5 protein-coding genes are annotated in these 8,980 nt (G+C 33.4%); all 5 read right to left on the bottom strand.

All coding sequences use genetic code 11. From position 1 onward, the window contains the following. Positions 1-3,430: hypothetical protein (locus tag ACFSSE_RS17115; RefSeq protein ID WP_379101049.1), on the bottom strand; the 3,430-nt coding region annotated here is incomplete at its 3' end. A gap of 237 nt (positions 3,431-3,667) precedes the next feature. Continuing rightward, complete coding sequence (locus ACFSSE_RS17110; RefSeq protein ID WP_379044022.1) at positions 3,668-4,615, bottom strand: D-2-hydroxyacid dehydrogenase; 948 nt, start codon at positions 4,613-4,615, stop codon at positions 3,668-3,670. Between the two features lie 36 nt (positions 4,616-4,651). After that, on the bottom strand, positions 4,652-5,719 hold the full coding sequence (serC, locus tag ACFSSE_RS17105) for a 3-phosphoserine/phosphohydroxythreonine transaminase (RefSeq protein WP_379044025.1): 1,068 nt from the start codon (positions 5,717-5,719) through the stop codon (positions 4,652-4,654). 155 nt (positions 5,720-5,874) lie between these two features. After that, positions 5,875-8,298: a TonB-dependent receptor gene (locus ACFSSE_RS17100; protein ID WP_379101046.1), complete on the bottom strand. Its 2,424-nt coding sequence runs from the start codon at positions 8,296-8,298 to the stop codon at positions 5,875-5,877. Between the two features lie 9 nt (positions 8,299-8,307). Next, the gene (gene rpe, locus ACFSSE_RS17095) at positions 8,308-8,979 is read right to left on the bottom strand and encodes a ribulose-phosphate 3-epimerase (RefSeq protein WP_379044031.1); all 672 of its coding nucleotides are present in this window, start codon (positions 8,977-8,979) and stop codon (positions 8,308-8,310) included. Position 8,980: the final 1 nt, after the last annotated feature.

Raw genomic sequence — 8,980 nt, 5'->3', positions numbered from 1 at the left:
CTGTAACTGTAACAACCACATTTGCGTTTGCTGTATTTGTTAGATTTAGTTTATCTGTTATTTTATAATTGATGGTATAAACTCCGGCTTGTGTTCCGGCAGCTACTGTTACCGCTCCTATTGTTGGGTTAACGCTAATGTTTGGATTTACAGTAATTTGTTCTAAAGTTACATTTGCTGGCAATGCAGCTGAACCATTAAATGTATCGTTTGCTAAAATGTTGGTGATAGCTGTTCCGCCTGTAAAACCGTTGATGGTACCAGCATCAGCTTGTGCAATAATTAAAGGTGCAGATACTGATACTACTACCTTTGCTGTAGAAAAGGATGCTGAATTTAATTTATCAGCAATTTTATAAACAAGTTCATAAGTTCCAGCAGGTGTGTTTGGAGCTACCGTAACTCGCCCATTTAAAGGGTTTAAAATTACATTAGCACTAGTTGTAGAAACTGTGGTTATGTCAATATCAATAATATTTACAAGATTGTTTTTAAATAAATCATTTATTAAAACATTATTAACAGCAGTTCCTCCCAAAAAACCACCAATAGTTCCAGCATCATCAGCAGCTATTGGATTTAAAGAAACAACAGATATCAAAACATTTGCAGTTGCGCTCCTAGTGTTATCTAGCTTATCTGTTATTTTATATATTAACGTGTAATTTCCAGAAGGTGTTCCCGAAGCCACATTTACTTTCCCCGATGTAACATCTAAACTCACACCGTTATTTGTTGTAGATACCTGTTCTAAATCTACATTTAAAAGTGTTACAATTGTTCCGTCCAATATGTCATTTATCAAAACGTTTTGAACAGCAATTCCTCCATTAGGAAAAGAAGAACTTCCAATATCATCATTAGCTGCAATAGGAGAAACCTCATTAGAAACTTCAATAATAACATTTGCAACTGCGGTTGTGCCAGGGTTTAATCTATCGTCAATTTGGTAAGTTACTGTATAAAAACCTGTTGGTGTACCTGGCAACACGATGGCTCTTCCTGTATTAATATCTACATTTATATTTACTTGATTGGTAAACAGCTGTAAAATCTCTACCTCTCCTATTAAAGGTGTTCTTCCATTTAATTTATCATTGGCTAAAATGTTTGTAACCGCAATTCCCCCATTAACGGTATTTACAATCCCTCTATCTTCAAATGCTTCAATAACAGACACTCCAGAGTTAACAGTTACGGTTACAAATGAAGTAGAAATGTCTCCAATATTAGCTTTATCTTCTATACTATAAGTTAGCGTATAAATACCGTTTGGTGTACCAGCACTAACGCTTACACTTCCAGAGTTTAAATTTAAAATTATCCCGGGGTGCGTACTTGAAACTTTAATTAAATTCACATCTGATATCAAAGGCACTTTACCAGCTAAAATATCATTTGATAAAACATTTACTAATGCCTCACCACCAGTAATTCCATTTGCACCACCAACATCTGGATTTGCTAAAATATTTATGTTATCTAATGTTACTTTTACAATAACATCTGCAAAAGAAGAACTTTCTGGCTTGTTTTTATCTTCTACGTAATAAGCTAAAGTATAAACGCCGTTTTCTGTCCCTGGTGCAACAATAACTTGTCCGGTATTTACATCTAAGCTTATCCCAGGGTTATTAGTGAAAGTTTGTGTAATTACAACTTCATTAAGGGTAGGTATAACGCCTTCTAAATCATCATTTGCTAAAACATTCGCAACTGCTACCCCTCCAATTATTCCTGATGCAAAACCTATATCTTCTTTAGCCGTTAGTAAAGATAAACCTCCTTGTACTTCAACAATAATATCTGCTAATGAAACATTACTAAGGTCTGCCTTTTCTTGAATTTGATAAGTAACTGTGTAAAAACCGTTAAAAGTACCTGGATTTACAACTACCCTACCTGTATTAAAATCAAGATTGATGGCAGAGTTGTTTGAAAAAGTTTGAAAAATAAAAACATCAGCAAGTGTAGGTACTGTTCCTTTTAAAACGTCATTTTCTAAAATATTCTGAACAGCAATACCACCAGTTGTTCCGTTCACTATTCCTCTATCCTCATTAGCTTCTATTATATTTACGCCTCCAGTAATTTCTATAATTACATCGGCAGCTCCTTTGTTTGTTGGGTCTGTTTTATCAACTACCTGATAAGTTAGGGTGTAAAATCCATTTGGCAATCCTGGTGCAACATTAACTTCGCCCGTATTTACATCAAGTGTGATGCTAGCATTGCTACTAAACAATTCGGTTAAAAAAACATCTCCAACTTTAATTACTATTCCATTATTTAAATCGTTAGCTAATACATTAGCAACAGCAAGCCCTCCGGTTACACTATTAATAGTTCCTGCATCATCTTTAGTATCTAAGCGCCCTGTTCCTACTACATTTATGGTAACGTAAGTTGTTGCAGTTACGGTAATATCTGTTGTTTTTGTAATCTTATAATTTAAAATGTATGGCCCGCCCGGGGTATTTGGCGCTACTATAACACTACCTGTTGTCAAATCAAGTGTAATATTTGGGTCGGTACTTGAAATAAACTCCAAGTTTACATTGGCAAGTGTAGCCTGTGCTCCTGATAACTTATCATTAGCTAAAACATTAAAAACTGCTATTCCACCAATAATTTCTGGAGCCTGCCCAGCATCATGTTCTGCCAATATAGGAGCGTCAACTGTTGTTCCGTTGTTTCTATTTACATTAATATTAATGTTTGCTACACTAAAAAGCAACGGGTTATTTTTATCAGTAATCTTATAAACTACAGAGTAATTACCAACAGTTAAAGCATTAGAAACCATCACACTGCCAGTATTTACATTTATACTGATGTTTGGATTACTTGAAGAAACTTGCTCGATAGTTACCCTAGATAATAAAGCAAAAGAGCCATTAAAAAAATCGTTACTAAGAATATTATTAACGGCAGCACCGCTAAAGCTTTCATTTACATAAGCATAATCATCTATAGCTCTAATAACTCCTATTGATATTTTTGCAGAATTATCGGCCAAATTTGGATCTGGCTCATCTGCCTTTATTGCAACTGTATTTGTGTAATTACCAAAGGGATTTACGCTAGCTGTAATAATAATAGTTGCAGTGGCGTTTACAGCTAAATCCCCAACATTCCAGATAGGATTAGTCCAAGTGCCAACACTTGGCAAAGCACTTACCAAACTAAAACCAGATGGCAAAACATCAGTAACTCTTGTGTTATTTGCCCTATTTGGGCCATTATTTTTAATATTAACAGTAAAAACAACATTATCACCAACATTAGCAACAGTTGAGTTTGCTGTTACACTAATAAACAAATCAGAAGTATTTGTTTGAGCATCAACTTTGAAAACTGCAAAAAAGAAAACTAGAAATAATAATATTTTATAAAAAACCGGAGATTTTGAACCTGTAAAAACAGCCATATAATGGTTTATATTGTATTTTGAAATTATAAGCTCGCATAAATATTCTTACAGAACAAAATACAAGGATTTTAAAAAGATTGAAATAAAATTAACTATGTAGCACCAAACAAAACAGGAATTTTATAAACATAGTGTTGATTACCACAGAATTTCGAGAAAATATTTCCCTCTTGCAAAAAATCCTTGAAGATTGATCTTCAAGGATTTTCTAATTAAAAAGGCATTCACCTTATATTATCCATTCAAATGTCCAATCAGCAAATTCGCTAATTCAACACCAATTCTTTCTTGTGCTTCATTTGTTGCAGCACCTATATGCGGAGTTAAAGAAACTTTTGGATGTTGTAGTAATGCAACAAGTGGCGTTGGTTCATTATCAAAAACATCTAAACCAGCAAAAGAAACTTTACCACTATCTAAAGCAGCAATTAAAGCAGCCTCATCAATTGTACCACCTCTAGAGCAGTTTACAATACCCACACCTTGTTTAACTTTTTCAAACTCCACTGCTCCTAAAACAGGTTTTTCTGTAAACGGAATATGTAAAGAAATAAAATCAGATTCTGCTAAAAGCGTGTCCATACTTACTTTTGTAACAGGCACATCAACTTTAACACCACCAGATAATTCTAAAGGTAAAGTTGCCGGAATATCGTACAAATCGAAAGCTAAAACATCCATTCCTGCTCCTAAAGCAAGCTTAGCTGTTTCTTTACCAATTCGTCCAAAACCAATAATACCTATTTTTTTACCTTTAAGCTCAACACCTTTAGCATAAGCTTTCTTTAATCCATTAAAATTAGTTCCACCTTCAACAGGCATTTTACGGTTTGCATCATAAACAAAACGTACACCGTTAAAAAGATGAGTAAAAACTAGTTCTGCTACAGATTGTGAAGAAGCTGCTGGGGTATTTTCAACAGCAATACCTTTACTTTTTGCGTATTCAACATCAATATTATCCATACCAACACCGCCTCTACCAATTACTTTTAAATTAGGGCAAGCATCAATCAAATCTTTTCTAACTTTTGTTGCACTTCTAACAGTAATTCCGTCATAAGCGTTTAGTTTTGAAGCTAATTCTTCTTGAGGGATATTGTTTGTATCAACTTCAATTCCGGCGTCTTCTAATAGTTTTTTTCCTATCGGATCTATTCCGTCGTTTGCTAAAATTCTCATTAAATTATAAATTTGGTTCGGGTTTGTTATTTTTCTTTAAACGTTTTTCTCGGCAAAATCTTGCATTGCTTCTACTAAAACATGTACGCTAGTAATTGGCAAAGCATTGTATAAAGATGCTCTAAAACCACCAACACTTCTGTGTCCTTTTATTCCTATGCAACCTAACTCTTCAGCATATTTTAAGAAAGGTTTTTCAAGTTCTGGGTTTTCCATTACAAAGCAAACACTCATGTTTGATCTATCTTCTAAAGCAGCAGTACCTTTAAACAATGGGTTTCTGTCAATTTCTGTATATAAAGCTTTAGCTTTTGCAATGTTTTCTTGCTCAATTGCAGCAACACCACCTTTTGCTTTTAACCATCTTAAGTTTAACATGGAAACATAAACAGAAAATACTGGAGGCGTATTGTACATAGATTCTGCATCAATTTGTTTTTGATAATCTAACATGGAAGGAATAACACGACCTGATTTTCCTAAAATATCATTTTTAACAATTACCAAAGTTGCACCAGCCGGGCCAATATTTTTTTGAGCACCAGCATAAATTAAATCAAAATCTGCAACATCAATTACTCTACTAAATATATCTGAAGACATATCGCAAACTTTCCCCACTGTAGTTTGTGGGAAACTGTGCATTTGCGTACCGTAAATGGTATTGTTTGAAGTACAATGAAAATATGCACTATCAGCATCAATAGCATAGTCTTTAGGAATATAGCTATAGTTTTTATCTTTTGATGATGCTATAACTTCTGCATTACCTAATAATTTAGCCTCTGCAAATGCCTTTTTTGCCCAAACTCCAGTTTCTAAGTAAACTGCTTTTTTATCTTCTGGCAATAAATTAAAAGCAGCCATTGCAAATTGCAAACTTGCACCACCTTGTAAAAAAACTACAGAATAACCTTCTGGTACGTTTAAAAGTTCTTTAGCTAAAGAAATTGCCTCATCCATAACAGCTACAAACTCAGAAGCTCTGTGCGAAATTTCTAAGATTGACAAACCAGTATCATTGAAGTTTAATACTCCTTGAGAAGCTTGTTTAAATACTTCTTGTGGTAAAATGCATGGTCCTGCACCAAAATTATGTTTCATCTATTTAAAGTTTGGTATTAAATTGTTGTTGAAAAATACATTGCACACCACCTTATACTGGGTAAGTATAATTTTGTTGTGGGTGATAAAAGGTTTCATTCTTTTAGAATTAAGTCGCAAATTTATGATAAACATTGAGCTAGTCCTATTTTTTTTTAAAATTTCGTAATTAATCTCACATTCAGTTGCCTTGATGTTAAAAAATTAGGAATGGCAAATTTGATATTATTTACATCTGTTACCCATAAATAAGACACTGTGTTGTTTATATTAAGTAAGTTAAAAACCTCTGCATATACAATAAAAGATTTCAAATATTTATCAAGCAGCCTTGGTTTATGCCTGCTTTCTGGGTCTAATATATCTTTAGAAAAACCAATATCTAACCTTCTGTATGCAGGTATATTATAGGTTTGTTGGTACCGAGGCGAAGCTGGTGGTCCTGTTGGCAGCTTTGAACCATATAGCAAATTCATGTGTACTTTATAAGTTGGACTATTAAAAAGCCTATCCTGAAAAAATGCAGAAAAATTTACTCTTTGGTCTGTTGGCCGTTTTATAAAGCCCGGAAAAACAGTTTCTGTACCTCCATTAACATTGGTTTGGGTAAAAGAATCTCCTTCAATATCTTCCGCAGTTTTCATTATTGATAACCTAAAAGACGATTCTAAATCTTTCACAAATTCCCCGTTTATCCTAAAATCAATTCCTGTTGCGTAACCTTTTGCGGTTTGGTCTGCATAATACCTAACCCTTAAATTTTCTATATTGTAAGGCGTTAAGTTAAAAAGACTTTTATAATAGGCTTCAATTAAAAAATTAAGCTTTGTGCCTAAACCATCAAATGTTGCCTCTCTTCCTAAAATAAAATGTAAAGATTTTTGCGATTTTGAGTTTAAATTTAAACTGCCGTCAAAGTTTCTAGCTTCGCGGTAAAATGGGGGTTGCACATACAAACCGGTAGAAAACCTGTAAACTGTTTGCTCATGATTTTTAGGTGTATATGCAAAAACCATTCTTGGGCTTGGTATAAATTCTTTAGTATAGTTGTTGTAATTTAACCTTAACCCACCCGTAAAAGTTAATTGAGGCGTTAAATCTGTTGTATTTTGTACGTAAGCAGAATAACGTAAAGTGTTAACGCTGTTTGCAACATCAACAGATTGGGTAATCTGAAAATCTTGAAAATTATTTGGGATAGAAAAACCCGCCGAATCTATCAGTTCAAATTCTTTTAAATTATCAGCTACTTTATCATACTGAAACCTTAAGCCGCTTTCCCAAAAAGATTTTTTAGTGCTATAATTAAACTTTACTTCCGATGCAAAAACATCTGCCCGCAACTCATTTCTTCCAAAGGTTTGGTAAGCTCCAATTCCTCTGTTTGCTTTTATCTGACCAAAATTTCCGCCACCAAAATCATTATCTATTTCGTCAAAAACGTATTGTCCGTAAATATCAAAATTCTCTTTTTCGGTAATCAAAAACATCGAATTTATCCATTTTAAACTTGCATTTTTATTAAGCTGACTGTTTAATGTAACCGATGAAACAATATTGCTATATTCATCTTGTTCTTGCCCTTCATAATCAATGTTAAGCCTTAAAATTTGGTTTAAAGTACCAAACTCTGTTGTCCGAGATTCCGGCACCAAACCAAATTTACTGGTATTATAAACTCCAAAAAAACTAATGCTATTGTTTTTGTTTAACTGATAATTTAAAACTCCTTGCAAATCGTAAAACTGCGGATTGTAGGCACCAATTACTGGTTGCGCATTTAAAATGAATCTGTTTTGCTTGTTACGATAACCTACTGCTCCACTAATTTTTTTATGATTAAAAAAAGCTGTTGCAGATAAGCCATTAGTACCAATGCCAAGTGTATATTTTACAGAATCTGTTGTTTTGTATTGTACATCTAAAACAGATGATAACTTATCGCCATAACGCGGAGTAAAACCACCAGAAGAGAATTTAACATTAGAAACCAAATCAGGATTAATTAAACTTAAGCCTTCTTGTTGACCGTTTCTTACCAAATAAGGTTTATAAATCTCCACATCGTTAATGTAAATCAAGTTTTCGTCAAAATTACCACCTCTTACAGAGTATTGCGAACTTAATTCGTTATTGGTAGAAACACCGGGTAGCTGTTTTAAAATAGATTCAAAACTTTGAGAAATGTTAGGATTAGAAGTTGCTAATTTTGCATCAATCCTAATCATACCTGTATTTCTACTAATTTGGTCTTGTACTATTACTTGTTCTAAAGTTTGCAGATTTCTTTCTAAAACAAAGCTTAATTCATTAGGCTTTAAAGCCGATATTGTTACAGTTTCTTGCTTATCAAAATAACCAAGATTACTAAAAACAAAAGTATAATTACCTCCTTTTAAATTAAACTCAAAAGTACCGTCATTATTTGTAGTAGCGCTTAGTTTGGTGTCTTTAATAGAAACCCTAACACCTATTAGCTGCTCACTTTCTTCATTTTTAACTGTACCTTTTACCTTAAACAAATTTTGGGCATTTACTAAAGAAGGAAAAATTATAAAAAATAGAATTCTAAAGATCATATTTAGCACTTAGGCTGATAAAATATCTGGAGAAATATTTCTTAACTCGGCAATGGTATGCATAGGATTGCTTGAACCAAAAACGGCATTACCAGCAACTAAAACATTTGCACCTGCTTTTAACAAAGCCAAAGAATTATGAGTGTTTACGCCTCCATCTACTTCAATCATTAAATCAGGATTTAACTCGTTTGCCATAGCTTTAAGTTCTCTAATTTTTTGATAGCTATGTTCAATAAACTTCTGTCCGCCAAAGCCGGGGTTTACCGTCATAATTAAAACCATATCTAAGTCTGCTAAAATATCTTTAAGCAAAACTACAGGTGTGTGTGGGTTTAAAGCCACACCAGCTTTACAACCCAATTCTTTAACGGCTTGTATAGTACGGTGTAAATGTGTGCAAGCTTCGTAATGTACGGTAATAATATCTGCACCAACAGCTTTAAATTCTTTTAAATACCTATCAGGTTCAACAATCATTAAATGAACGTCCAAAGGTTTTTTGGCAAAATTTTTAACAGCCGCAATTACTGGGAAACCAAATGATATATTTGGAACAAATTGCCCATCCATAACATCAACATGTATCAATTCTGCTTCGCTTTTATTGAGCATTAGTATGTCTTCTTCAAGATTTGCAAAATTAGCCGATAGTATAGAAGGTGATATTATTGGTTTCATA

The sequence above is a fragment of the Pedobacter alpinus genome (assembly GCF_042684645.1).
Lineage (GTDB): Bacteria > Bacteroidota > Bacteroidia > Sphingobacteriales > Sphingobacteriaceae > Pseudopedobacter > Pseudopedobacter alpinus.
This window is presented reverse-complemented; position numbering and strand designations above follow the sequence as displayed.

Coding starts and splice junctions, on each gene's coding strand:
- rpe (WP_379044031.1), bottom strand. CDS start 8,979: ATGAAACCAATAATATCACCTTCTATACTATCGGCTAATTTTGCAAAT.
- serC (WP_379044025.1), bottom strand. CDS start 5,719: ATGAAACATAATTTTGGTGCAGGACCATGCATTTTACCACAAGAAGTA.
- ACFSSE_RS17110 (WP_379044022.1), bottom strand. CDS start 4,615: ATGAGAATTTTAGCAAACGACGGAATAGATCCGATAGGAAAAAAACTA.
- ACFSSE_RS17100 (WP_379101046.1), bottom strand. CDS start 8,298: ATGATCTTTAGAATTCTATTTTTTATAATTTTTCCTTCTTTAGTAAAT.